We start from the raw sequence: 24,353 nt of genomic DNA, 5'->3' as shown, positions 1-24,353 counted from the left end.
AGTCACTGATTCCAGACTGCCAAGAAAAGCCTCTAGGGAGATGTAACGTGCCCGTACCGCAAACCGACACAGGTAGGCGAGGAGAGAATCCTCAGGCGCGCGAGCAAACCCTCGTTAAGGAACTCGGCAAAATGACCCCGTAACTTCGGGAGAAGGGGTACTCCGGCGAGCTATGACATCATAGCATCGAGGGAGTCGCAGTGAAGAGGCCCAGGCGACTGTTTAGCAAAAACACAGGTCCCTGCCAAACCGCAAGGTGACGTATAGGGGCTGACGCCTGCCCGGTGCTGGAAGGTTAAGGAGAGAGGTTAACGCTTTGAACCGAAGCCCCAGTAAACGGCGGCCGTAACTATAACGGTCCTAAGTAGCGAAATTCCTTGTCGGGTAAGTTCCGACCCGCACGAAAGGCGTAACGATCTGGGCACTGTCTCAACGAGGGACTCGGCGAAATTGATCTACCCGTGAAGAAGCGGGTTACCTGCGATAGGACAGAAAGACCCCGTAGAGCTTTACTGTAGCCTGACATTGGATTTTGGTGTGTTTTGTACAGGATAGGTGGGAGACGTGGAAGCCAGGCCGCCAGGTTTGGTGGAGTCGACGGTGGGATACCACTCTGAATGCACTGAAGTTCTAACCTGGCGCCCTGAAGCGGGCGCAGGGACCGTGTCAGGTGGGCAGTTTGACTGGGGCGGTCGCCTCCTAAAAGGTAACGGAGGCGCCCAAAGGTTCCCTCAGACTGGTTGGAAATCAGTCTAAAGAGTGCAAAGGCATAAGGGAGCTTGACTGCGAGACAGACAAGTCGAGCAGGGACGAAAGTCGGGCTTAGTGATCCGGCGGTATGTGAGTGGAAATGCCGTCGCTCAACGGATAAAAGCTACCTCGGGGATAACAGGCTTATCTCCCCCAAGAGTCCACATCGACGGGGAGGTTTGGCACCTCGATGTCGGCTCATCGCATCCTGGGGCTGAAGTAGGTCCCAAGGGTTGGGCTGTTCGCCCATTAAAGCGGTACGTGAGCTGGGTTCAGAACGTCGTGAGACAGTTCGGTCCCTATCCATCGCAGGCGGAGGAAGTTTGACGGGAGCTGCCCCTAGTACGAGAGGACCGGGGTGGACCGACCGCTGGTGTCCCAGTTGTCGTGCCAACGGCAGCGCTGGGTAGCTATGTCGGGAGCGGATAAGCGCTGAAAGCATCTAAGCGCGAAACCGACCCAAAGATGAGACTTCCCACTCGAAAGAGGTAAGACCCCAGGAGGATGACCTGGTAGATCGGCCCGAGATGTACGCGCCGCGAGGCGTTCAGTCGACGGGTACGAATCGGTCGAGGACTTGACCTTCCTTGCTGCTTTACGACAGATACCCTCTGTGTAGTTTTGAGGGAGAAGCCCACTGCTTTATGGCGAAGCGGTGGGCTTTTTCTACGTAGGCGAACCGCAAAGGGAGAGAATATTTTGAATCCACTCGTGATTGAAATCCATAGAAGCAGGAATCTTTCCCCTCTGTGTGGAATGCTACAGGCAAGGGCAGGAAAATGCGGTAAAAGAACGGGAGGTTTTGCCAATGTTTAAAAAAATTCTTTTGGCTACTGACGGTTCAGAACATGCCCTGAAAGCGGCCCGTTACACCTGTCACCTGATGAAGCTTGACCCGCAGATCGAAACGACTGTCCTTTATGTCTTTGATCTGTCTCACCAGTTCTCTCTCGGATCTGATGGCGCCGTCTTCTTTGATCCTGACATATTGCGAGACAAGATGAACGAGGTTGCTGAGCAGGTCCTCGCCAATACGAAGGCGGTCTTTGAAGCCGAGGGGCTCACCTGCAAGACCGAGGCGTCTATGGGTCATCCTGCCTTTGTCATCGTCGACATGGCTGAGCAAAAGGGCACGGATTTGATCATCATGGGATCGCGCGGCATGGGTGAGTTCCGCAGCTTCCTGGCCGGCAGCGTCAGTGACCGCGTCTTCCATCTGGCCAAGTGTCCCGTGATGGTCATCAAGGAAGATAAAGCCTGATGATACCATAGATGGCACATATCGACTCGTCGCTTCTAATTCGTGTCCGAACAGGGCTCGAAGCAGATCGGGCATCATAAGCGAGAAAAGCTATACCTCCAGGTTAAAGCGGAGGTTGCGGGCGAGGCGGGCGATTTCACGTCCGTCTTCTCCTTTGTTATGGCAGCTGTCTTCAAGGCGTCGCAGGAAATGCTGCAATGGCGCCGTTTGCAAGCCGCTGCGGGCGGCCTGCCGACCCATGGCAGCCGTTTCTTCGATAACCACCTTCAAAGCCTGCCAGAGTTCCTGCTCCGCCAGGGCCAGACCGACCGATTCCAGGCAGGCGCTCAGGTAGGTCCAGAGGCTTTCCGAAAAAGGGAAGGCAGACGAGTGGCCGTATTCGAAGATGAGACCGATTAAATCCATATACCGCCGGGTGTGTTTTTCCAGGTCGAGGGCAGCCCTTTGACTGCCAGGATCACCGGTAGCGCCACCAGCGGATGGAGCGTCTGCATCGGCTGGAACACTTGCTGTTGCAGAAGTGCTTGGAGCATTAGGCGCGATCCTGGCAGATGGAACATCTGCAGCAGCCGGAACGCCCGCGGCCCCCAGAACGCCTGCAACACCTGAAACGTCTGCGGCACCCGGAACGCCCGCGGCACCTGGAACGCCCGCGGCCCCCAGAACGCCTGCAACACCTGAAACGCCTGCGGCACCCGGAACGCCCGCGGCACCTGAAACGCCCGCGGCCCCCAGAACGCCTGCAACACCTGAAACGCCCGCGGCACCTGGAACGCCCGCAGCACCCGGAACGCCCGCGGCATCTGGAAGGCTCGGAGAGGCTGATGCGGAGTAAGCGGTCAAATCGCATAAGTACTTTTTAAACAGTTCATTGATCCCGTAACGGACCCGGAACCAGCGGTGGTCAGCCATGGCGTCAAGGAGCCGATCCAAAGCAGGTTCCAGGCAATCAGGGGCCGGCGGTTGCCAGTCCTGCGCCAGGGCGGTTATGCTGACTGCGCCACAGGATAGATCGATATAGTCCTTGGCTGACCTTTTAGGCGCGAGGGACTCTCTTTCCTGAACCGGTCGGTGTAGCAGGTGATGAAATTCGATGACCCAGCGCTCTAGATCTTCCTTATGCTGTTGCTTCGATTGTTCCGTCATGTCATGTAGTATTTGCGCTCCTGCGGCTGCTCATCAGGCAGCCGGTATTCTTTCACGGACAAGCCGTCGAGAAGCCAGCCTTCCCCTCTCACTGGTGATAACCACTCCCGTCGCTCGATGATGAATTGTAAGATGCCCATAACGAAGGCGCCGGTGAACCGGCGCCTAAAACATATCATCATTCAGTTAAAAATTAATAAGAGCGGCGTTGGCTTTGGAAGCATTCGCGGCAGTAAACGGGGCGCGAACCGGAGGGACGGAAGGGAACGGTGGTGGTGACGCCGCAAGAAGAGCAAATCACTTCGTGCATTTCCCGCTGTTGCTGCATCGGGGCTTGACCGGATTCGGCCAGGCGGCGCTTGCGGGCGGCGCGGCAGTCGGGGCAGCGGCTGGGATCGTTTTGAAAGCCTTTTTCCGCGTAAAACTCTTGCTCCCGCGCAGAGAACAGGAATTCCACGCCACATTCCTTGCAGGTCAGCGTACGATCTTCAAACACAAGAAATCCCGTCCTTTCTTTCGGACAAATGATATTCCCTGGTCCGGGTCGTGGCCTAGAACCCCAAAAACTGATACCAACCATTCCCCGGGCAGCGCCGAAAAAAGAACGGGTTGCGTTTTGTGGCAGGCGGACACATCGAACCTTTGGTTGGTTATATTATACGCAAGCCAGAAAAAAAAGGCAATTTTTTTGTTTAGATTTCCAATCCTTTGGACAGGGACGCGAATTGGCCCTATAATCGAAGCAGAACTACTATAGCCCCGTGAGCGTGTCGCCGACTGGACCCAGGCGTTGATGGAACTGGGCGCCCTGATCTGCACGTTGCGAAGACTGTCCTCTTGCGGCTGAATGCGTGCGCCAGCGGCGGGTTGATGACCGATGTCTTCCACAGGGTAGCCCAACCGCTTAAGCACAACATCGGCAAGCTGGCCTACTACTTAAAGGCGTTGGAGCCTAGTGTTACTTCTGTTGAAATCGGCTGGGCTGGTCTCCGCTTCGGCGTTACTCTTCCACCTGATAACAAGCGCGCAGTCCCAGGAAGAAAAAGACCATTCCGTATACGAGAAGCGCCGCCAAGCTCTCGCCGGGCATCTGTCCTGTCAACGCGATTGACCGCAGACCCTGGGTTGTGTGGGTGAGCGGAAGCAGATGCAAAAAGCCCGACAACAGCGGCGGGATGTTCTGTAGCGAAAAGAATGTCCCGCAGAGGAAAGACATGGGGCTGATCACAAAGGCGTTGAACTTGTTGATGTCCGAATGGGACTGAATCGTCAAGGCCGCCCAGAAGCCAAAGCCGGCGAAGACAAAACAGTTTAAGAAGAGCAGGAGCAGGAAGCGGCCATCAAGATGCAGGCCGACGCCGAAGGCGAGGGAGAGGGCGAGCATGACAAAGCCCGAAAAAAGCCCCCGCAGCGCCCCGGCCAGGATGCGTCCGATGGTGATGGCCGTCATGGGGATGGGAGCAGTCAGGTATTCTTCGAATGTCTTGTCATAGAGGCGGGAGATATTGAGCGGCGTAGCGACGGCATTGAAGGAGGCGGTCATCGTCGTCAAAGCCACGATCCCCGGAATGACGAACTCCAGATAGGAAGCGCCTTCAAATCGCAGCCCCCTTCCCAGGCCGAAGCCGAAGGCGAAGAGGTAGAGCAGCGGCGTCACCATCGTCGAAGCTGTGTTGCGCCAGAAGCGCCGGGTGAAGACGCGGTATTCCTGCCAGAGGATGGTGGCGATTCCCGCGAACAACGGCGAATGCTGTTCCGGTGCATGATGGTGCACAAAATACTCTTGTTGTGTTGAATGCCCCGGCGTATATTGTCGGGCAAGATGCTGCTGTGTTGATTGTTGCGGCGATGGTTGCGAATGCATCTCCAAAGGGTTCACCTTCCTTTTCGCATCTGTTTTTTTCAGCAGGTCAAACCTCTGTAAGGCTTACTTTCGAGTTCGTATCATTGCGTTCGATATAATCGAGTCCCCTGAAGCGGCGATGCGAAAAAGGTGTAATCCTTTCCTGAACGACGTCCAGGGCATCGACACCGGCGCCATCGCCCTGAAGCGGTGACACGAAAAAGGTTTAATCGTTTCCCAGCCGTTCCCCGGCTGTCAACTGGATGAACACATCTTCCAGATTCGTCTGGCGCAGCGACACCGAATCGACCTTATCTTGGATCTCCCCGATATAGCCCGTGGCTGCCTCGCGGGTCGGGAAAAAATGGCTGTGCCGCTTGCTGCTGTCATCGACCTCGACGACAAATGGGCCGATGCGCGCCTTCAGTTCCGCCGGCGTGCCCAACTCGACCAGTTTGCCGCGGTTTAAGAGGCCTACGCGGTTGCAGAGGGCGTCGGCCTCCTCTAAATAGTGGGTGGTCAGGACGATCGTCTGGCCGCCTGTGTTCAGCTTGCGGACCAGATCCCACATGCGGCGGCGGCTGATCGGGTCGAGGCCGATGGTCGGCTCGTCAAGCAGCAAGATTGACGGGCGGTGCATCAAGGCGCGGGCGATGAGGATGCGCCGCTTCATGCCGCCGGAGAGGCGACGCACCGGCTCATCAGCCCGATCAGCCATCTCGACAAAGGCCAGCAATTCCCTCATACGCTTCTTGCGCGCTTCCGCCGACATTCCGAAAAGGCGGCCGTGCATCTCCAGGTTCTCCCTGGCCGTCAACTCGCCGTCCAGGTTGATGTGCTGGGGCACGAGGCCGATCATGGACTTCATGGCCATCGAGTCGCGGGTCATATCTCGGCCGTCGATGATGATCCGGCCAGATGTTGGTTTCGCGAGGGTCATCAGCATGCGGATCGTCGTCGTCTTTCCGGCTCCGTTGGGTCCCAGGAGGCCGAAAAACTCGCCTGTCTCAATGGTCATTGAGAGGTTGTCCACAACGGTGCGGTTTCCAAAAGTTTTTGTCAGCGATTCGAGAACAATCATAAGTGAAGCTCCCTTGCTCGAAAAATTGTGCTCAGAGCGTTTAGGGGAAAAAGGGGACGTAACCGCCGTCAAAGGAATGACTGGATTCGAACGGATATATGGATTGTGTGGCCAAGCTTATTCGTAATAATTATCTATATCGTTAAAAATTCCTGCCTCCCACAGGTCCTTTCAGCGCGCTTTTGCCGCTCTTTTCTTGAGCGGATTTTTTTTGGCGAAAAAGGCAAAAGGGGTATTGCATTGAGAATGAGATTCAATTAACATAGGATTGCGGATAATAAAGAGATTCATTCTCATTTGAAGTTTGTAGGAACATAGCTTTCTAACCGAACCTATTCGATCAGACCCACGAGGAGGGAGACACCATGGCAGCGACCTGTCACGGCGCACCGATCAAGCTCAATATCGGCAAAGGGGAGAAGAAGCTGGTTCTGGCCGGCAACCCCAATGTGGGTAAGTCTGTCTTTTTTAATCACTTGACCGGGATGTATGTGGACGTTTCCAATTACCCCGGCACCACCCTTGACATCTCCCACGGCCGCTACAAAGACTGGGTGGTCATGGACACCCCCGGGATCTACGGGCTCTCTTCCTTTAACGATGAAGAGCGCATCGCCCGCGACGTTATCCTCCAAGCCGACTTGGTCTTGAACATCGTCAACGCCTTGCACCTGGAGCGGGACCTCTTCCTCTCCTTGCAAATCATCGATACCGGCGTTCCTGTCGTCATCGCCGTCAACATGGTTGACGAGGCGAAGCGGCGGGGGATTCATATCGATTTTGACGGTCTTTCACGGGAACTGGGTGTTCCTGTCGTGCCGTCGGTGGCTGTCAAAGGCCAGGGGCTCAAGGAAGTGGAGAAGGCCCTCGCCGATGCCCGCCCGGGCCGCACCAGCGCGGCTCTCGCCAGGGAGATAGATGCTGTGGCCGCTGTTACGGCCAACCGAGGTGAGGCGTTGCTGGCTCTGGAAGGCGACGAAGGCATCCGGCAGGCTTACCGAATCACGGCGCCCTCCCGCCGGGAGGAGATCTACCTGGAGCGTCGCCAGCGCGTCAATGAGATCTGCCAAGCTGTCGTCACGGAGACGACCCAGGGAGCAAACCTCTCTGTCAAACTGGGTTATTGGATGGTCCGTCCCATCACCGGGATCCCCATCCTCGCAGCGGTCCTCTACTTCATGTACCAGCTGATCGGTGTCTGGGTCGCCGGCGATATCGTCGGACTCACCGAGGAAGGGATCTTCCTCACCTACTATGAACCCTTTGTGCGCAATCTGCTGACACCGGTCATCGATCCCGAATCGGCCATCGGCACGATCCTCTTTGGCGAGTTCGGCCTCCTGACGATGACCATCACCTATGTCTTCGGCTTATTGCTGCCGCTGGTCGTCGCCTTCTACCTCTCCCTGTCCACCCTCGAAGATTCAGGCTACCTGCCCCGGGTGGCCGCACTGACCGACCGCGTGCTCAACTACCTCGGCCTGAACGGCCGGGCTGTCATCCCTCTGATCCTCGGCTTCGGCTGTGTCACCCTGGCCACCATCACCACCCGGTTGCTCGCCTCGGAGCGGGAAAAGCGCATTGCCATCTTCCTGCTCGGCCTGGCTATCCCCTGCTCAGCCCAGTTGGGCGTCATCACCGGCATCCTGGCCGCCATCGAACCGGCCTTCGTCTTCATGTATGTGCTGATCATCCTCTCCATCCTCATCGGTGTGGGGATGATCATGGACCGGGTCATCCCCGGCCGATCGTCGGATCTGTTGATTGAACTGCCGCCCATCCGCTTGCCCCGCCTGGTCAATGTGCTGAAAAAGACGGGCATCAAGTCCTTCGCCTTCGTCAAAGAGGCGCTCCCGCTCTTCGCCCTGGGCTCGCTGATCATCAGCGTCCTGTCGGTGACCGGCGCCCTGGAATCGCTTCAGGACGCGTTGGCGCCGCTCACCGTCGGCTGGCTGGGCCTGCCGAAAGAGACGGCCACCGTCTTCATCATGGGCCTTGTCCGCCGCGACTTCGGCGCCGCCGGCCTGGCTGACATGACACTCGAACCTCACCAGGCTGTTGTTGCGCTGGCCGTCATCACCCTCTTCGTCCCTTGCATCGCCACGGTACTGATCCTCTTTAAGGAACGCTCCAAAAAGGAAGCACTGATCATGTGGCTTTCCACCTGGATCATCGCCTTTTTGGTCGGCGGGATCGTGGCGCAACTCTACGCTTGGTTGGAAGAAGTCTACCTCACCGTCGCCGTCTTCGCCGGCCTGATGGGGATGATCGTAGGCGCGGTGCTCCTCTTGGCGCCGAAGAAGCGGGGAGGCTGCGTCGGCGACGAGACTTGTTGTCAGGCTGAGCAGGCCTAGAAAATATGGCCGCGCAAGGGAGGACGCTTGTCATGGGATGGTTTTCCTCAAAAAAAAAGACTGTCGGCGCATGCGCTTCCGTCCCCTATATTGATGCCTGCCCCGGTTGTGGCCTTGATGTGCGGGCATGGCAGCAGGGTCAAGGAGACAGAAAGCTTTTGCAAAGTGACCGTTGCCCGCGCTGCAACACCCTGCTTCGACCTGCCATGGGCTGTGGCGGTTGCGGCGGTTGTGGAAGCTGTTCGGAATAAGAATCCATACAAGAGCGGAGCCAAAAGGAAAAGGCGTAAGAAAAGACGCCAAATGAGGGAGGAGACGACATGACCTTGGATCGCAGTTTGAAAGGGCAAAGGGTCTATATTACCGCCATCCGCCACCCCCTGGTGCGGGCGCAGGCGATCCGCTTCGGCATCTCCGAAGGCGAGACAGTCACCGTTCAGGAGGTCATCCCTGCCGGTCCGGTGATCGTGCGCAAGCGCCATCAGGAACTGGCCATCGGCCGTAGGATGGCAGCAGATATCGGTATCCGCGTGATGGCTTGAAGCAATCAACAAAACATGAGAAAAGGGCTTGCCCGGTCAACTCCGGGTCGAGCCCTTTGTTGTTTTTTCGATTCTCATTCGGTATGGTTCACGTTGCTGCTCCGGATGGTCGGTCAACTGGACGGCGAGTTTTTTCAAGCGCCATAAGGTGTCGAGGGTGATCCGGAAGGGTCCGCTCACGCCGGACAAGGCCTTGGTAAGGTAAATAGCGATATCGTCCCTGTCAAAGCGGAGGTATTTCGTTCTGGCGCCCCGCGGGACGCCGATATCGATCAGGGGCGTCGGGCCTTGGGCGGGGTTGAGGTTGGCGCTCGCCATGGTGATATGGATGACGCCGCCGCGTTCAAGGATAAACTGTCGTGCCGCTGGTTCAATGCGGAAACGTTCGCCCTTTTCTTCCTCGGTGCGCATCGCAAAAGACCTCCTGGCAATAGGAGTAAGTACATAAAGATTGTACCAGGGTGAGAAATTGTCTTCAAGACAAAATGATGAATCTATTCGACTGAGAATGGTATCACCTTCAATTGTTGTAAATCGCATCGACAAGCCACTTCCCGGTTTGTATAATAAGATTGTTGCAGAAAAAGCCAAAGCTTTTTGCAGACTTCGCGAAAGGGGACGATTGAAGTGGATGGAATGCTTTCGACATGGTTGATTCTTCTGGTCATCAGCGCAGTCATTGGTTATTATATCTATAAGGCTAAGCTCTCGGAACGCCTTCTCAACTCTCCCGGACCGGGAGGAACCTATATCCCCCCTTCGGTCCCGCCGGGTCATATCATGGCAGGGCAGGGGACATCTTGTGAGCTTGCCGGTCATTACGGCAACACCGCTGCACCGACTGGCGATCCTCTGGCCGGCGTCATGTTGAAGAACCTGCTCCATAATGGCCTGATCAATCAATCCCAGTTCGAACAATGGCGGGAGCTGCCTGTCGGCGACCTGCAGGAAGAACTGGTAGGCAACAACGTGATGAATCGTGATCAGGTGTTGCAGTTTACCAACCGGCAGCAGGAGCTGTTGCGCAACAGCACACTTAATCCTGCCGAAAGACAGTAATGTAGTCAGGCAGTTGGTGCTCCTTTTTGTTTCCATGCGCGCGGTCGGCATCTACGAGGGAGGCGCAAAAAACCGGGGAGACCCGGTTTTTTCATTCAGCCGCGATGGGAGTCCGTGAACAGGATGTTGACGGAAGGCCAAAAGGTTTACCTCAAGTTGCTACTCTCTACAGGTCGCTATGGCGCGGCGGCTAAGACCCTCACGCCGGGAGAGGGACCGGAGGAGGGGAAGCTCGCCTTGGCCCTCGCTGTCCTTGCCGGCGATTATATTGCTTACTACAAAGCGGCCGACCGGTGGGATGAAACCTTTGGACTGCCTGCGGGAGCGGACTTGGGAAGAGGCGGAAGATTCGATGCGTCATGGCTGCTCCTGCGCTGTCACGGCGAACTGGGATACCGCGGTTTGCATCCCCGGTCTTTGCCCATCTTTCTAACGGCGGCCCGTCATCTCCCCCAGGACCCTTTTGCCATCTGGGCGGCAGCAGTCGGCTGCGCTGATCGCAACCAGTTCGACGCCGAGGCCATCAGCCTCTATGAGCGGGCGCTGTCTATCTCCGGCGAACTGCTGGCTGAGTATGATCCCGGTGACCTGTTGAGCCAAGACCCCCTTTTCAACGCCTATCCCCGTTTGCTGACCGATCTTCGCCGGGTGCTAGGCGCCGATCTGTGGGCGGCCGGCCGGTTCCCTCCGGAATGGGAGCTGCAGCAGCTTTGGGAAGACCGGCTGGTCAATGCGCGGCTGCGCAAGGATGACCCCGAGGAGGAAGACGTGGCCTGGTTGCGGCGTTATCTACACCGCAGCGGCGACTATAATGCAGAGGTGAAAGCCCGTATCCAGCGCTTTCTGGGGCGGTGGGTGTTGCGCAAAAGGGATCCTGACGAATCCCAGCTGGCCCTGCTGGAAGAGTCTGTCCGTTACCTCAGTCTGCGCGAGAAACTGGAGGCGGAACGAACCCTCGGACAGACCTATTTTGCGCGACGATCCTGGGGCAAGGCAGTCTTTTGGCTCCAGCGATCGACGCTGCGGCAGAAAACAGATTTGCGCCTTCAGATGCAGTTGGCGCAAGCCTTAACAGCTTGGCAGCATGAGCAACCGACATCTTCAGGATACCGCAAGGTGCGTTTCGAGGCGAGAAAGGCTTGGCGGAGGGTGCTCGAAGTGGATCCGCTGAATGGGAAGGCCTTTTTGGCTCTCGGGGAGATGGACGAGGAAGAGGGCGCCTTTGCTGAAGCGAGAGACGATTATGCCAGAGCCCTCGCCGCTGGTGAAAACGTCTCTGACGACGGCGTCGCCGGACTCGCCTTAGCCAAACTGGGTGTGCTCTGCTTTCGGGGCGGCCAACTGGACGAAGCGGAGCAACTGCTGACCAGAGCCGCTTCCCGGATCGTGCCTGACAGGGACGAGAACCGCACCCACCTGGCGCGCGCCCTCTATTACCTCGGCGAGGTGTACCGGCGACAGGAAGAGCTCTTCCGGGCCGAATCTTTTCAGCGGCAGGCGCTGATCTGGGATCCTATGGCCGGCGATCACTTTCGCGGCGACTGGGAACGGCTGCTCAAACTGGGGGAAGGTGGCTTTGCCGAGGTCTGGAAGGTCCGCCACCGGAGAACAGGCCAACTGGGCGCCATGAAGATGCTGAAAGCCAACCTGCTGGGCAGGGAAAAGGCCCGCAAGCGTTTCAAGAACGAGGCCATCTTAACGATGAACCTGGGCGGCGTCCATAACCTGATTCAGGGGTTCCCCGACAGCGTCGACTTCACCCGTTTTAGCTTCGTTGTCGAACTGCTCGACAGTTCCCTCAAAAAGCGCATCTACCGCTATGACGACGACGGGAGGATTGCAGAACGCCGCCCGCTCGCCGAGTCCGAGTTGCTCCGGCTGATCCAGGCGGTCGGCGACGCCCTCGTCTATATCCACAGTCTCGGACCGGAATACATCCACCGCGACATCAAGCCGGACAATATCTTGATCACCGAAGACTTTGGAAAAATCCGACTGGCAGATCTGGGCACGCTGCGCATCTCCCGTGAGTTGTATAATGAAGCGGAATGCTTCCAGAAAACAAATTTTCCGGCAGGCAGCGCCGGGGAACCCGCCGCATCGAAACCGAAGAAGTTCTCCTTCAAAGCGCCTGTCCGAGAAAACACTGTTTTTGCGGACAAACTCCCCCGCAACCCCGGCTTTACACCCATCGAGACCTTGGGCAACCTAGGAACACCGCCTTACACGGCGCCGGAGGTGATCCGCTGCCAAAACGGCTGGGGCGACAGTCGTCACGACCAACGGGCCGACCTGTTCTCCTTCGGCGCCACCCTGTTTGAGGCCGCTACGGGCTACCCGCCCTTTACGACCGGAGATGACAGCGAGGAGAACATCCATGCGCTGATGGACAGGGTGATCAACACCGCCTTTCAGCGACCTGAGGAACTCGGTTTATCCCTGGAAGCGGCAGGCGATCTGTCGCGGCTGCGAGAGTTGCACCGGAGCGGACAGGTGGCCGTCACGCCTCGGGGGCTGAATCCGTCGCTCCCGGAGAAATGGGAGACAGTCATCCTTCGCTGCCTGGAAAAGGATCCTGAACGCAGGTACCCGGCAGTCCGGTTTTTACTCGAAGATATGGGTATTGCTCGGCGATGAACCGGAATCGATTCTCCTCAATCGGGCAGATCCTGCCTATGGGGGAGCAGACATGAATAAATCAATCCGGTAGGAGGGACTTTTCCATGCCTCATGAATGGCAGGTGATGACGGCCATCGGGATATTCCTGCTTTCTTACGGCCTGATCATCTCCGAAAAGATCCACCGCATGACGGTGGCCCTGTTGGGCGCCGTCGTCATGCTCCTTCTGGGCATCCTCTCTCAGGAGGAGGCCGTCCATGCTGTCGATTTCAACACCTTGGGCCTCTTGATCGGCATGATGATCATCGTCGGCATCCTGCGGCGCACGGGCGTATTCGAGTATTTTGCCGTCAAAGCCGCCAAAGGGGCCAAAGGGAGCCCCGCCGGCATCCTGATTCTGCTTTGCCTGGTCACGGCGGTTGCCTCGGCTTTCTTGGACAATGTGACGACAGTGCTGCTGATCGTTCCCGTCACCCTCTCTATCACCGACACCTTGGAGGTGGATCCCGTCCCCTTTCTCATCGCCGAGGTCTTAGCGGCCAACATCGGCGGGACGGCCACCTTGATCGGCGATCCGCCGAACATCATGATCGGTGGCGCTGTGGGTCTTAGCTTCAATGATTTTGTTTTTAATCTGGCCCCTATTGTCCTTCTCATCATGGGGGTCACCCTGCTGCTCCTCAAGTGGATATACCGGCGAGAACTGCAGGCTGACGATGCGAGCAAGGCCCGGATCATGGCCCTTGACGAGACGGAAACGATCAAAGATCATGCCCTGCTGCGCAAGGCAGCGCTGGTGTTGGCGCTGACCATCCTGGGTTTCATGTTGCATGGCCTGCTCCGCCTCGAATCGGCCACCATCGCTCTGGCTGGCGCCGCCTTCTTGCTCCTGATCACGCGGGAAGAGCCGGAGGATATCCTGCTGTCCGTCGAGTGGCCGACTCTCTTTTTCTTCATTGGACTGTTCATTATCGTCGGTGCCTTGGAACACGTCGGCGTCATCCGCTGGGTCGCTGAGACCGCTTTGCGCCTGACCGGCGGCGCTGTGGGCCCGACGGCGGTCCTGATCCTCTGGCTCTCAGCCGTTGCATCGGCTTTTGTCGACAACATCCCTTTTGTGGCCACCATGATCCCTCTGATCAAGGCTATGGGCGAGATGGGCGGCATGGACACGATGCCCCTCTGGTGGAGCCTCGCCCTGGGGGCCTGTATCGGCGGCAACGGCACGATCATCGGCGCCTCGGCCAACGTCATCGTCGCCGGGATGGCCGAAAAAAACGGGATCGCCATTTCCTTCATCCGCTTCATGAAGGTGGCTTTCCCGCTGATGCTGATCAGCATCGTCCTTGCTCATATCTACCTGTGGTGGAGGTATCTCTCATGAGCCTTGTCTTTTCTCACGGGGCGGGCTTTATGGGAATCGTGAAAAAGAAAGAGGCCCCGCCGCCTGTTCGGTTTTCGGCGCCAACGCTGCCGCCGTGGCTTTCCACGATCGCTTTGACGATGGACAGTCCGAGACCGGTGCCGGGTGTCTTGCGGCTGCGCGACTTTTCTCCTCGGTAAAAACGCTCCCAGATGCGGTCCAGATCCGCTTCAGCCAGACCAGGACCGCTGTCATCGACGGAGAAGCGCACTGACTGCGCCTGCGCGGTTAACCCCAAAACGACTTCGCCGCCGGCTGGCGTGTGGCGCAGGGCGTTATCGACAAGGTTGATCAAGGCCTGGGTCAACCGGTCCGGATCGGCGTGGATCGCGGGGAGAGCAGCATCGCCCGGATAGGCGAGGCAGATCAGGCGGATCTGCCGCTCATCGGCTGCGCCAGAAAGCTTACGGGCCACGCCATAGATCAACGCCTCCGGGTCCACGGCTTCTCGCTTCAACTCGAAGTAGCCTGATTCCAGTTGGGCCAGTTGCAGCATATCCTGGACGAGCCGCTGCATCCGGTCTGTTTCTTCGAGGATGATCTCGGCCATTTGGCGGCGATCATCCGGTGTTTTCGCCATGTCGTCTCGTAACGCCTCGGCGTAGCCTTGGATCAGAAACAGGGGGGTGCGCAGGTCATGGGAGACGTTGGCTGCCAGATCGCGCATGCTCTGCATCCCCCGGGCCAACTGGTCGTTCTTGTCTTCCAACTGGCGCAGGCTGATCGAGAGCTCGCTCGACAGAGAGTTCAGCGTCTCGCCCAAACGACCGATCTCGTCATCGCCCTCCACCGGCGCTCGGTGGTTAAATTCGCGGCGTCGCATCTGCTCCGCTGCCGCATGTAGCGCTGTCAGCGGGCGGGCGACTTTCTTTGAGAGCAAATAGGCGACGAGCGCTGAGAGCAGCAGGGTCAAGGCGCCGGCGCCGAAGACCCAGGTGCGGGCGGTCGCGATGGCATCGCGGATGGGCTGCAATGCCCGGACGGCAAAGACGACCTTGTCCACCTTGTCTCCCGCCCGGTGCGGAACAGCGACGAAAAGGGCGGGGATGCTGGCGGTGCCTCTGGCAGAGATCCCGTTGGCGGCGCCGGAAGCAAAAAGAGGGGCCTGGCGGGTGATGATTTCTCCGCCCAGCAAACGCTCCTTTTCTTGCGGTGTCAGTTCTATCCGGGTCAAGGTGGGAGTGCCGGCCTTTCCTGAATCTGTGACCTTTGAGGCGCTTTCGTCTCCTTCTGCGAAAGGGGGACAAGCCTCCTCGCCGGAACCGTAACCGCTGCCCGTCCGCCAAGCGCCCCAGCGAAAACGGGGGCCTCCTCGCGGAGACGGTTGGGTCGCAGCGCCCGGCGGGGAGGCCGACAGCCATGGCGGTCCTCCATAGGGGCTCAGCATGTTGGTCACATTCCCTTCGCGATCACAGAGCAGGATCAAAGCGTCTGAATCAGTGGCGATGGCGACGGCCAGCCGTTTCGCTGTCGCCGGATCTTCCTCCATAGCGATAAGACTGGCCTGGGCGACCAGTTCGTCCGTTTCCCTGTGGATATAGTAATCGGCGAAAAAAGCGGAAAAGAGCCACGCCACGACCAGCAGAAGGACAAGCGAAAAGCCGACCAGCGTGAGCCAGAACTTACCGACGATGCTGCGGGTGATCTTCATGGATTCACCTCGAATTTATAGCCGCTGCCGCGAACGGTGCCCACATAGCTCGCTACAGCGGGAGAGATACGGGAGAGCTTTTCCCGCAGCCGGCGAACATGGGTATCCACTGTCCGACTGTCGCCGGCAAATTCATAGCCCCAGACCCGGTCGAGGAGCAAATCCCGGCTTAAAACCCTGCCAGCGTTCTGGGCCAGGTACAGCAACAGGTCATACTCCAACGGCGAGAGGGAGAGCGTTTCGCCCTTGACCACCGCTTTGCGGCCCTCCGGATAGAGGCTGAGTTCGGGAAAATGAAGACCCTTCTCCGGCGTCATCTCCTGGGCCTTGTCCCTCTGTGGCGGCGTCGATGAACGCCGGCGAAGCAGGGCTTTGACGCGCAGGACGAGTTCTCGGGGGCTGAAGGGCTTGATCACATAGTCATCGGCGCCCAATTCAAAGCCCAGGACACGGTCCGATTCCTCTCCCCGGGCTGTCAGGAACAGGATGGGCACCTCCGAAAACTCGCGGATCTTGCGGCAGGTAGTCCACCCGTCGAGGCCCGGCATCATCACATCGAGGATGACCAGGTCGACCTGCCCTTGTCGCAGGATCTCCAAGGCCGGTCGGCATTCTTCCGCCTCGACGACGCCAAAGGCCTCCTGTTCAAGAAACAGGCGCAACATGCGCCGGATTTTTTCTTCATCTTCCACTAACAACACGGTAGCAGCCTTGTTCACCAGGTTACACCTCCTCTGTCTTTTATTTTACTTTTATTTTACAAATGATTCTACAGCAAGGCCATGTTCTTGAAGCAATCTCCCATCAGTATTATAATTTTGACGAAAAAAGAAAGAAGGAGAGGAGTTAGACGTGAGAAGACGACAGATCTGCACCATTGTTCTTTCTTTCCTTTTCATAGCGCTCTTGGGCGGTTTTTTGCCGGCAGGCGGAACCGGCCTCACGAGCGCCTGGGCCTTTGAATCGCCCTACCCGGGCATCTTCGACTGGCCCGTGCCCCGGATCGCCAAATCAGCCGGTCCGGCCATTGTGTCCATCACCAACCTAGGCGAAAGCTTCAGTGAAAAAATGATGGAACAATCATCCGGATCAGGCGTGATCATCGACGCGGAAAAAGGCTATATCGTCACCAACAACCATGTGGTGGAAGGGGCGCAGGCCCTTCAGGTGGGACTGGCCGACGGGCGGGCACTCCAAGGCCGCATCGTCGGGAGAGATGCTCGTTCCGACTTGGCTGTCATCAAAATCGACGCGGACAACCTGACCGCCGTTCCCATGGGGAACTCCGATTCCCTGGAGGTGGGGGAACTGGTGGTGGCCATCGGCAACCCGTTGGGTAAAGAGTTCGTCCGCACCGTCACCCATGGGATCGTGAGCGCCCTGGATCGAACCCTGGAAGTGGATGACGTCCGCTTGAAGGTGATCCAGACGGACGCGGCCATCAATCCCGGCAACTCTGGCGGCGGCCTCTTCAACAGGCGGGGAGAACTGATCGGCATCAACAGCGCCAAGATCGGTTTGATGGGGGTCGAGGGAATGGGTTTTGCCATCCCTGTGAATGTGGCCAAACCGATCGTGCAACAGTTGATCGCCCAGGGCTATGTGGCCCGACCCTGGCTCGGCGTGGAGGGCGTCTTCATCACCAAGGTCGCCTCTCTGTATTACGAATTGCCGCAGGGCTTCTACATACGGAAGGTGACTTTCGGCAGTCCGGCGGCGGCGGCGGGACTCCGGCGGGGCGACATCATCCAGGCCCTTGACGGCAACAGCTTCAGCAGCGCCCGCGAGTTCTCCAACCTGATCGCCGCTCATGCCGTAGGCGATAAGATCAGCCTGACCGTGTTCCGCATGGGGCAGCAGATCACCCTTGAGGCAGTGCTGACGCAACTGCCGAGATAGCCCGACAGGATCGGCGTCCTTAAATGGAATAAAAAGAGATAGCGAAAAAGCGGAAGGGGCGACCTTCCGCTTTTCTGTTCACGGTGCCCTGTTCGAGTTAGTTCAGTGCGCCGCAACAGGCAAGGGAGGCGTTTTGTAGAAGAAATGTTCATGGTCTGTCTAAATTGAAATTGCTTTCACAAACACATAAAATAAAGGTAAGCCCCTGTTGAATCGAGGTGGAGATAGATGATAGGCAAGCTTGTTGTGACATTGCTTTCCGGGGCGGCGGCTTACTCCTATGCGGAGAAAAAATACAACCAACTGACAGAACGCAAGATCGTCGAAGGATTGCAGTTGCTCCGGCCTGTCGTGACGGCCCTCTGCGACAACGAGCGCAAACGCGTCGGCATCGAATGTTCATCGACCCGCTGAATAGCATAGAGACAGAACCAACGGACCGGCGTCTTCGGAGAGCCGGCTTTTTCTTTTTACTGAAAAAGTGCATCGCCTGCGACTTGACAGGTCATAACTGTTTTTTGCGCGCGACCTTCCTTCACCCTTTTTACGGGGCAGTTCGCAGTCAGGCCAGTTCATGGTATACTGAATGAAAGAGGAAAGTTTTGGAGGAGGGGGCGTCTGTGCGCCTTGCTGATGTGGACTTGAAAGCCCGCATCCCTGAGCGGGAGTATGAGGAACGGCTGCGCAAACTGCAGTTGGACTTGCTAAAATACCAGTTTCGCATGATCGAGGAAAAGGTGCCCGTTCTCCTCGTCTTCGAGGGATGGGACGCCGCGGGCAAGGGCGGCGTCATCCGGCGCATTACCGAACAGATGGATCCCCGGACCTACCATGTTCATCCTATCGGCGCCCCGAGCCCGGAGGAGATGCGCCATCACTACCTGCGCCGCTTCTGGCTTCGCCTGCCCAAAACCGGCGAGATGGGGATCTTTGATCGCAGTTGGTATGGCAGGGTGATGGTGGAACGGGTGGAGAAGCTCTGCTCGAAAGAGGCTTGGAAGCGCGCCTACGGCGAGATCAACGAGTTTGAAAAGATGCTTGTCAGCGACGGGACGCTGTTGATCAAGTTTTTCCTGCACATTTCCCCGGAGGAGCAACTTCGCCGTTTCCGCGACCGCGAGACCAACCCCTACAAGCGCTGGAAGATCACCAAGGAGGACTGGCGCAACCGGGACAAGTGGGAGGAATATGAGGAAGCCATAGAAGAGATGCTGGAAAAGACCCATACGGCCTTAGCCCCCTGGCACCTCATCTCAGGGGAGCAGAAGAAGTGGGCCCGCATTCGGACCATGGAGATCATCCTCGATCATTACAAGCGGGTCTTCCGCCAGGGCAAGGAGTGTATCGCCACAGGATGTCATCGACAGCCATGACACAAGCGAAGCGAAAAGAAGTGACCATCTACACCGACGGCGCTTGTCTCGGCAATCCGGGACCGGGCGGCTACGGTGCCGTGCTGATCTATGGCGAGCATCGCAAAGAGCTGTCCGAAGGCTTTCGGGACACCACCAACAACCGCATGGAGATGCTGGCGGCCATCAAGGCCTTGGAAGCATTGAAGGAACCCTGCCAGGTCGTCTTGTACAGTGATTCGCGTTATCTCGTCGACGCCGTCACCCAGGGCTGGGCTAGGCGTTGGAAGGCCAATGGGTGGATGCGCAACAAAAAGGACCCGGCCTTGAACGTTGACCTCTGGGAGCGGCTGCTCCAGCTGTTGGAACGCCATCAAGTCGAGTTCCGCTGGGTGAAAGGACATGCCGGAAACCCGGAGAACGAGCGCTGCGACAAGTTGGCCACCGCCGCCGCTGCCCGGCCGGATTTGCCCTTAGATGGGCGCTGCTGATAAAGCTTATCCCTTTCTGGGTAAACTGGCGGCAAAGGGAGCCCAGGAGCGTGAGTCAGATGCCTGTGAAGTGGCTGTGGATCGCCGGGGGCCTCGGATACCTGATCCTTCTCTACGGCGCCGTGAATCTGATCATGGGGTGGATGCTCTCCGGCATATAGACACTAAAAAAATCACCTGTTACGGTGATTTCTTCGGAGAGCGATCGCTGAGAGTCCCCTGTGAACAAAAGCTGCATAAGATGAAGACCAGGGACGGAGAAAGGGGGAGTCGTCCTTGGTGAAGGTGATCATCGACCCCGGCCATGGCGGGTTCGATCCAGGCGCGCTGGGACCGACAGGCTTGCGGGAGGCTGATGTCAATCTGGCGGTGGCGAAAAGGGTGGCTAATCTGCTGTCGCCGTCGGTTCAGGCGGTGTTGACGAGGGATGGCGATACATCGCCAGGCACAGATGTGAACACCGATCTGCAGAATCGGGCGACCGTCGCCAACGGCGCCAGAGCCGATTATTTTGTCAGCATCCACTGCAACGCCGCTGACAACGCGGCGGCCAATGGTACAGAGGTCTACTGTTACAAGTTTGGCGGCAAAGGGGAGCAACTGGCGAGGACGATCGCTCGTTTTTTGGTCCCCGCCTTGGGATTGCGCGATCGCGGTGTGAAGGAAGCCAACTTCTATGTCCTGCGCCAAACCGTCATGCCGGCTGTCTTGATCGAACTGGCCTTTATCACCAACAGGGTCGAAGAATCGTTGCTCCGTTCGCCGCTTTTTCAAGCCAAGGCGGCTGAAGCCATCGCCCGGGGGATCGGCGCCTTTCTCGGGATCGGCGATCCTGTCGATGGGGGGAACGAAGCGCCGCTTGGGGAAGAACTGCCGAGTGAAGCACCCGGTTCCGGAGGGGGGACGTTGATGTCGGCTCCAGGACCTTTTACGGATGTGGCCGCAGATCGTCCGACGGCGGCAGCCATCACCAGAGCCCTTGAGCGCGGCCTCATCCAGGGCGACGGCGAAGGCTCTTTCCGCCCCGCTGACCCGCTGACGAGAGAAGAGGCGGTCTTGCTGATCGATCGCGCCATCAACTATCTCCTGGCCAAGGTCAAGGCAGCGGGGATCACCATAGACGGATAGCCTCTTCCGTTACCGCGGCGGGTTGGGGATGATTCCCGTCAAAAGAAGGATGTAGAGGACTATCGTCAGATAAAAGGCGCCTGCCGCGCCCATCTTCCAGGGGGTTTGAGAACGAAAGCCTGGAATCATTGTCAAAAAGCTGCCTTTTTCCGGCTCATTTTGCGGCCGGGCTTTTTTTTGATTTGCCATGGCTGCTCTCCTTTCTGCGGGACAGCGGATCAGGCTGTCCGAAACGGTATTTACCAAGAGAATATCATACTGCGCCCACTCAGGATAGGGTGGACCTTGTTTCGCTTGAATAGAAATGGAAAGAGAGATATCGAAAGAAAAACAGCCGCTGCGGCGGCGGGGGAGTGGGGCCGTTGGGTGTGACAAAAAAAATTAAATCGGGGAACCTGCTGCCTGACCGGATGGACGATATCAGTCTTCCGCTGGAAAATGCCCGCCGATTGAAGCTCAACAGGCTTAACGTGCCCCTCCGGGTCGATGTGCCCGATCCCCGGTCGGCGGAGATGTCCCTGCACCCGCAGGCCTTTCACCAAGCCGCAAAGGCCATGGAAGAGATCCGCCAGGCCGGGCTGGCCGCCTTTCTGGAGCCTTTTCCCTGGGTCCGGGCTGGCGGCCTGGCTGAGACCGCTTGGGATCCCGGCGATGTGAACGCCTGGTTTGAGCAATGGGGCAAGATCTGCCTCCAGGCGGCCTACTTTGCCCACCAGGAAGGGATCGACACGCTCGTCATCTCTGACGGTATCATCCGCCTGGAGCCTTATCCCGAGCAATGGATTGCGCTGATTGAAGATATCCGCAAGCTCTACCGGGGACGCATCACCTACCGCACCCAGTGGTGGTACACCTCCTGGGCCAATCCCGTCTCCTTCTTGGACTATCGGAGAAAGCTGCAAAACCCGCTCTTCGGCAAGCTGGACTTTATCTCTATCTCCGCCTACTTTGAACTGACGAACCGGGAGGGGCCGTCCGAGAAGGAACTGATCGACGCCTGGCGCCGCTCAACCCGCTATATGCGCCGGCAACCTATCGTTGAACAGGTGAAAGAACTGCATCAACAATGGCGAAAACCGATCTTTTTTGGGGAAGTGGGCTATGTGGACCGCGCCGGCACGAACCGTATGCCCTGGAGCGCTATTCCGTCAGAAAAAGAAAACCTGCAAGAGCAGCGGGATTGTTTTGCCGCCTTTTTTCGGGTATTCTGGCATCAACCCTGGTTCCTGGGCGCGTCAATTTTTCAGATCCACATGCCCGAATCGCCCTATTACCCGATGGGCAGGCCGGCAGAAGCCGTCATCGCCGCCGCGCCGACAGAGGTTTTCGGCAACGCCTGGACAGCTGGGCTACGGGATCTGCTCAACCGGTTCGAAAAAGGTGACTTTCGCCAAAAAGGAAAATGAGGGGAGCACAGGGATAAACCAAAGAGGGGATATGAAGATGCGATATAAAACGCTGTTTCTGTTCGTTGCGTTGATGGCGCTCCCCTTGGCAGCGACGGCTTTCGGCTTTGACTTGAAAGGCGCTGTCGAGTGGATGCGCGCCCAGGGTCCCTGGGCCTTTTTTTTCACCGTCCCTGCCCATATCCTCCTCAGCATTTCGCCGATGAGCTCTGATCCGGTGGCCCTCACCAACGGCTTTATCTATGGGACTGCCCTCGGCGCGGCAGCCAACTGGCTCGGCTCCATGGGCGGCGCTGTCGCCGGATACTGGCTGATCCGCCGCAGCGCCGAGGAGGTCTCCCTGCCGAAGCACTTTACCAAGCTCCCCCGTTGGCTGCGCGACTTACCGGTCGCGTCGCCCCTGTTTCTCATTGGCGTCCGGATGATCCCCTTCATCGGCGGCGATATTGTGAAGTTCATGGCGCCGTTGTACCGGGTGCCCTTTGCCCGCTATCTCTGGACCCAGGCCGTAGCCATCGCCCCTTGGGCGGTCTTCCTCGCTGCCGTCGGCGCTGGCGTGTCCCTTTTCATCGGCCAATAAGCGATAAAGGTTTGCGCCGCGCCCTGGAGGAATGATACCATAATAAAGACTACCTTGTTTCTACCATCATCCGGGAGTGGGAACCGTGAAAATCGCCATCGCTCAGTACAACCCCGTCGTGGGAGACATTGCAAACAATCTGACTAAGGCTGTCGACGCATGGTCCCGCGCCGCCCAGGCTGGGGCCTCTCTGATCGTCTTTTCCGAACTCTACTTGACAGGGTACCCGCCGAAAGATCTGCTGGAAAAGCCCTGGTTCATCGACCGGACTGAGGCGGCCCTGAATGAACTGGTCCGCCGTTCCGTTGATTACCCGGATACGGCTATCCTCATCGGCGCGCCCCTGCGGTGGGACAACCCTGCCGGTAAAGGGCTGGCCAACGCCGCATGGCTCATCGGCGGGGGGAAGGTGCTGCATCATCAGGCCAAATCGCTCCTACCGACCTACGATGTCTTTGACGAGGCCCGCTACTTCGATCCCGCCCCCTCTGTAGTGCCTGTTCCCTTTGGCGGTGAACAGCTTGGCATCTCTGTCTGTGAAGACGCCTGGAACGACCCCGCCTTCTGGCCCCAGCGCCGCCGCTATGACCGCGATCCCATCGAGGAGTTGGCGCGGCAAGGCGCCACGGTGCTGATCAACATCTCGGCCTCTCCCTTTGAGATGAGCAAGGAGGAGACCCGTTACCGGTTGATCCGCAGCCATGCCGTCCGCTACGGCATCCCCTTCGTCTATGTCAACCAGGTGGGCGCCAATGACGAGCTGATCTTCGACGGCGGCAGCATGGTCTTCGATCGGCAGGGGACATTGCTGGCGCTCAGCCCCGCCTTTCGGGAAGATCTTACTGTTGTCGATCTGAAACAGGCGACCCAAGATCAACCAGGGGCGCCGGCGTCCTTCGTCGCCCAGGACCGGGTAGCATCGGTCCATGACGCCCTCGTCCTCGGCATCGCCGATTACCTGCGCAAAAGCGGTTTCACCAAGGCTGTCGTCGGCCTTTCCGGCGGTATCGATTCGGCCGTCACCTGCTGCCTCGCCGCTGAGGCGCTCGGGGCGGAAAACGTGCTCGGCATCTCCATGCCATCGCCCTATTCCTCTATGGGCAGCGTCGAAGATTCCCGTCTTTTGGCAGCGAACCTGGGTGTTCCCTTTAAGGTGATCCCCATCGCCGACATCTACCACGCCTATCTCTTCACCTTGGAGGAGCATTTCGAAGGCCGCAAAGCTGATGTAACCGAAGAAAATCTTCAGGCCCGCATCCGCGGCAACATGCTCATGGCTTTTTCCAACAAGTTTGGACATCTGCTCCTGTCGACAGGCAACAAGAGCGAACTGGCCACCGGCTACTGCACCCTCTATGGCGACATGAGCGGCGGCTTGAGCGTTCTCTCCGATGTGCCCAAGACGCTCGTCTACGAATTGGCCGAGCACATCAACCGCGAGCGGGAGATCATCCCTCGGATCATCATAGAAAAAGCCCCCTCGGCGGAATTGCGACCTGGCCAGAAAGACCAGGATACCCTGCCGCCCTATCCGGTGCTCGATGCCATCTTGCAGTTGTACATCGAGGAAGGGCAGTCGGCGGAAGCGATCATTGAGCGCGGCTTTGAAGCTGAAATGGTACGTTGGGTGATCAAGACGGTGAACCGCAGCGAGTATAAGCGCCGCCAGGCGGCGCCGGGGCTGAAGGTGACGTCCAAGGCTTTCGGTGTGGGCCGCCGGATGCCCGTAGCGGCGAAATATTAAATGCAACCCAACCGTTTGCAGGC

At 58.0% G+C, this 24,353-nt stretch carries 24 protein-coding genes and 1 rRNA gene (1 of these 25 running past the window's edge); 15 read left to right on the top strand and 10 right to left on the bottom strand.

Annotated features, from left to right (window positions below; all coding sequences use genetic code 11):
* Together HM1_RS12855 and HM1_RS14805 are read left to right on the top strand one after the other, a co-directional pair.
* Positions 1 to 1,335 (top strand): 23S ribosomal RNA (locus tag HM1_RS12855); it begins 1,579 nt to the left of the window's first position.
* A 223-nt stretch (positions 1,336 to 1,558) separates the two neighbouring features.
* Complete coding sequence (locus HM1_RS14805) at positions 1,559 to 2,011, top strand: universal stress protein (protein WP_049754185.1); 453 nt, start codon at positions 1,559 to 1,561, stop codon at positions 2,009 to 2,011.
* 90 nt (positions 2,012 to 2,101) lie between these two features.
* Here the strand turns inward: HM1_RS14805 and HM1_RS16035 are convergent, their stop codons facing one another.
* From HM1_RS16035 to HM1_RS12825, 6 genes are all read right to left on the bottom strand, one after another.
* Positions 2,102 to 2,416 carry a hypothetical protein gene (locus HM1_RS16035; RefSeq protein WP_041313965.1) on the bottom strand — a complete coding sequence of 105 codons (315 nt, stop codon included), beginning with the start codon at positions 2,414 to 2,416 and terminating at the stop codon, positions 2,102 to 2,104.
* On the bottom strand, positions 2,407 to 2,814 hold the full coding sequence (locus HM1_RS16030) for a hypothetical protein (RefSeq protein ID WP_219729295.1): 408 nt from the start codon (positions 2,812 to 2,814) through the stop codon (positions 2,407 to 2,409). Before HM1_RS16030 ends, HM1_RS16035 begins: the two co-directional genes overlap by 10 nt.
* Before the next feature lie 339 nt (positions 2,815 to 3,153).
* A complete protein-coding gene (locus tag HM1_RS15860) occupies positions 3,154 to 3,297 on the bottom strand; it encodes a hypothetical protein (protein WP_012283837.1) in 144 nt (47 codons plus the stop codon).
* A 53-nt stretch (positions 3,298 to 3,350) separates the two neighbouring features.
* Positions 3,351 to 3,653 carry a zinc-ribbon domain containing protein gene (locus HM1_RS12835; RefSeq protein ID WP_012283836.1) on the bottom strand — a complete coding sequence of 101 codons (303 nt, stop codon included), beginning with the start codon at positions 3,651 to 3,653 and terminating at the stop codon, positions 3,351 to 3,353.
* Between the two features lie 504 nt (positions 3,654 to 4,157).
* Positions 4,158 to 4,898 (bottom strand): ABC transporter permease, encoded by a 741-nt coding sequence (locus HM1_RS12830; protein WP_041313959.1) that lies wholly within the window; start codon positions 4,896 to 4,898, stop codon positions 4,158 to 4,160.
* Between the two features lie 328 nt (positions 4,899 to 5,226).
* Positions 5,227 to 6,081 (bottom strand): ABC transporter ATP-binding protein, encoded by an 855-nt coding sequence (locus tag HM1_RS12825; protein WP_012283834.1) that lies wholly within the window; start codon positions 6,079 to 6,081, stop codon positions 5,227 to 5,229.
* A 365-nt stretch (positions 6,082 to 6,446) separates the two neighbouring features.
* Between HM1_RS12825 and feoB the strand changes: the two genes are divergently transcribed.
* Both feoB and HM1_RS12810 read left to right on the top strand, forming a co-directional pair.
* A complete protein-coding gene (gene feoB, locus HM1_RS12820) occupies positions 6,447 to 8,435 on the top strand; it encodes a ferrous iron transport protein B (RefSeq protein ID WP_012283832.1) in 1,989 nt (662 codons plus the stop codon).
* A 320-nt stretch (positions 8,436 to 8,755) separates the two neighbouring features.
* Positions 8,756 to 8,977, top strand: coding sequence for a FeoA family protein (locus HM1_RS12810; RefSeq protein WP_012283830.1), 222 nt, complete (start codon positions 8,756 to 8,758; stop codon positions 8,975 to 8,977).
* A gap of 36 nt (positions 8,978 to 9,013) precedes the next feature.
* On the opposite strand, the gene HM1_RS12805 is transcribed toward HM1_RS12810, so the two are convergent.
* Positions 9,014 to 9,388 carry a CC/Se motif family (seleno)protein gene (locus tag HM1_RS12805; protein ID WP_012283829.1) on the bottom strand — a complete coding sequence of 125 codons (375 nt, stop codon included), beginning with the start codon at positions 9,386 to 9,388 and terminating at the stop codon, positions 9,014 to 9,016.
* Between the two features lie 225 nt (positions 9,389 to 9,613).
* Between HM1_RS12805 and HM1_RS12800 the strand changes: the two genes are divergently transcribed.
* The 3 genes from HM1_RS12800 to HM1_RS12790 all read left to right on the top strand — a co-directional run bounded on the left by HM1_RS12800 (position 9,614) and on the right by HM1_RS12790 (position 14,040).
* Positions 9,614 to 10,036, top strand: coding sequence for a hypothetical protein (locus HM1_RS12800; RefSeq protein ID WP_041313952.1), 423 nt, complete (start codon positions 9,614 to 9,616; stop codon positions 10,034 to 10,036).
* Positions 10,037 to 10,159: 123 nt separating this feature from the next.
* Positions 10,160 to 12,673 carry a protein kinase domain-containing protein gene (locus HM1_RS12795; RefSeq protein WP_012283827.1) on the top strand — a complete coding sequence of 838 codons (2,514 nt, stop codon included), beginning with the start codon at positions 10,160 to 10,162 and terminating at the stop codon, positions 12,671 to 12,673.
* A gap of 86 nt (positions 12,674 to 12,759) precedes the next feature.
* Positions 12,760 to 14,040 (top strand): ArsB/NhaD family transporter, encoded by a 1,281-nt coding sequence (locus tag HM1_RS12790; protein ID WP_041313950.1) that lies wholly within the window; start codon positions 12,760 to 12,762, stop codon positions 14,038 to 14,040.
* Between the two features lie 13 nt (positions 14,041 to 14,053).
* On the opposite strand, the gene HM1_RS14795 is transcribed toward HM1_RS12790, so the two are convergent.
* Both HM1_RS14795 and HM1_RS12780 read right to left on the bottom strand, forming a co-directional pair.
* A complete protein-coding gene (locus tag HM1_RS14795; RefSeq protein ID WP_012283825.1) occupies positions 14,054 to 15,730 on the bottom strand; it encodes a sensor histidine kinase in 1,677 nt (558 codons plus the stop codon).
* Positions 15,727 to 16,449, bottom strand: a complete 723-nt coding sequence (locus tag HM1_RS12780; protein ID WP_012283824.1) for a response regulator transcription factor — start codon at positions 16,447 to 16,449, stop codon at positions 15,727 to 15,729. Before HM1_RS12780 ends, HM1_RS14795 begins: the two co-directional genes overlap by 4 nt.
* Before the next feature lie 133 nt (positions 16,450 to 16,582).
* On the opposite strand from HM1_RS12780, the gene HM1_RS12775 reads away from it, so the two are divergent.
* The 5 genes from HM1_RS12775 (at position 16,583) to HM1_RS12755 (ending at position 20,600) form a co-directional block, all read left to right on the top strand.
* Positions 16,583 to 17,629, top strand: coding sequence for a S1C family serine protease (locus tag HM1_RS12775; RefSeq protein WP_012283823.1), 1,047 nt, complete (start codon positions 16,583 to 16,585; stop codon positions 17,627 to 17,629).
* 228 nt (positions 17,630 to 17,857) lie between these two features.
* On the top strand, positions 17,858 to 18,043 hold the full coding sequence (locus HM1_RS12770; RefSeq protein ID WP_012283822.1) for a hypothetical protein: 186 nt from the start codon (positions 17,858 to 17,860) through the stop codon (positions 18,041 to 18,043).
* Positions 18,044 to 18,249: 206 nt separating this feature from the next.
* Positions 18,250 to 19,002 (top strand): polyphosphate kinase 2 family protein, encoded by a 753-nt coding sequence (locus HM1_RS12765; protein WP_202943740.1) that lies wholly within the window; start codon positions 18,250 to 18,252, stop codon positions 19,000 to 19,002.
* Entirely contained in the window at positions 18,999 to 19,472 is a 474-nt protein-coding gene (rnhA, locus tag HM1_RS12760) for a ribonuclease HI (RefSeq protein WP_012283819.1), read from the top strand. Before HM1_RS12765 ends, rnhA begins: the two co-directional genes overlap by 4 nt.
* A gap of 279 nt (positions 19,473 to 19,751) precedes the next feature.
* Entirely contained in the window at positions 19,752 to 20,600 is an 849-nt protein-coding gene (locus tag HM1_RS12755) for an N-acetylmuramoyl-L-alanine amidase (protein WP_041315615.1), read from the top strand.
* Between the two features lie 9 nt (positions 20,601 to 20,609).
* Here HM1_RS12755 and HM1_RS12750 read toward each other — a convergent pair whose 3' ends face one another.
* The gene (locus HM1_RS12750; RefSeq protein WP_012283816.1) at positions 20,610 to 20,789 is read right to left on the bottom strand and encodes a hypothetical protein; all 180 of its coding nucleotides are present in this window, start codon (positions 20,787 to 20,789) and stop codon (positions 20,610 to 20,612) included.
* A gap of 179 nt (positions 20,790 to 20,968) precedes the next feature.
* Here HM1_RS12750 and HM1_RS15855 point away from each other — a divergent pair, with 179 nt between their 5' ends.
* The 3 genes from HM1_RS15855 (at position 20,969) to HM1_RS12735 (ending at position 24,330) form a co-directional block, all read left to right on the top strand.
* On the top strand, positions 20,969 to 22,006 hold the full coding sequence (locus tag HM1_RS15855) for a glycoside hydrolase family 113 (protein ID WP_417999847.1): 1,038 nt from the start codon (positions 20,969 to 20,971) through the stop codon (positions 22,004 to 22,006).
* A 37-nt stretch (positions 22,007 to 22,043) separates the two neighbouring features.
* Positions 22,044 to 22,586 (top strand): TVP38/TMEM64 family protein, encoded by a 543-nt coding sequence (locus HM1_RS15850; RefSeq protein WP_041313947.1) that lies wholly within the window; start codon positions 22,044 to 22,046, stop codon positions 22,584 to 22,586.
* An 85-nt stretch (positions 22,587 to 22,671) separates the two neighbouring features.
* A complete protein-coding gene (locus tag HM1_RS12735; RefSeq protein WP_012283813.1) occupies positions 22,672 to 24,330 on the top strand; it encodes an NAD+ synthase in 1,659 nt (552 codons plus the stop codon).
* The last annotated feature ends 23 nt before the right edge of the window (positions 24,331 to 24,353 follow it).

It is taken from the genome of Heliomicrobium modesticaldum Ice1 (assembly GCF_000019165.1).
GTDB lineage: Bacteria > Bacillota > Desulfitobacteriia > Heliobacteriales > Heliobacteriaceae > Heliomicrobium > Heliomicrobium modesticaldum.
The sequence above is the reverse complement of the archived record's forward strand: the minus strand, read 5'-3'. Positions and strand labels throughout refer to the sequence as shown.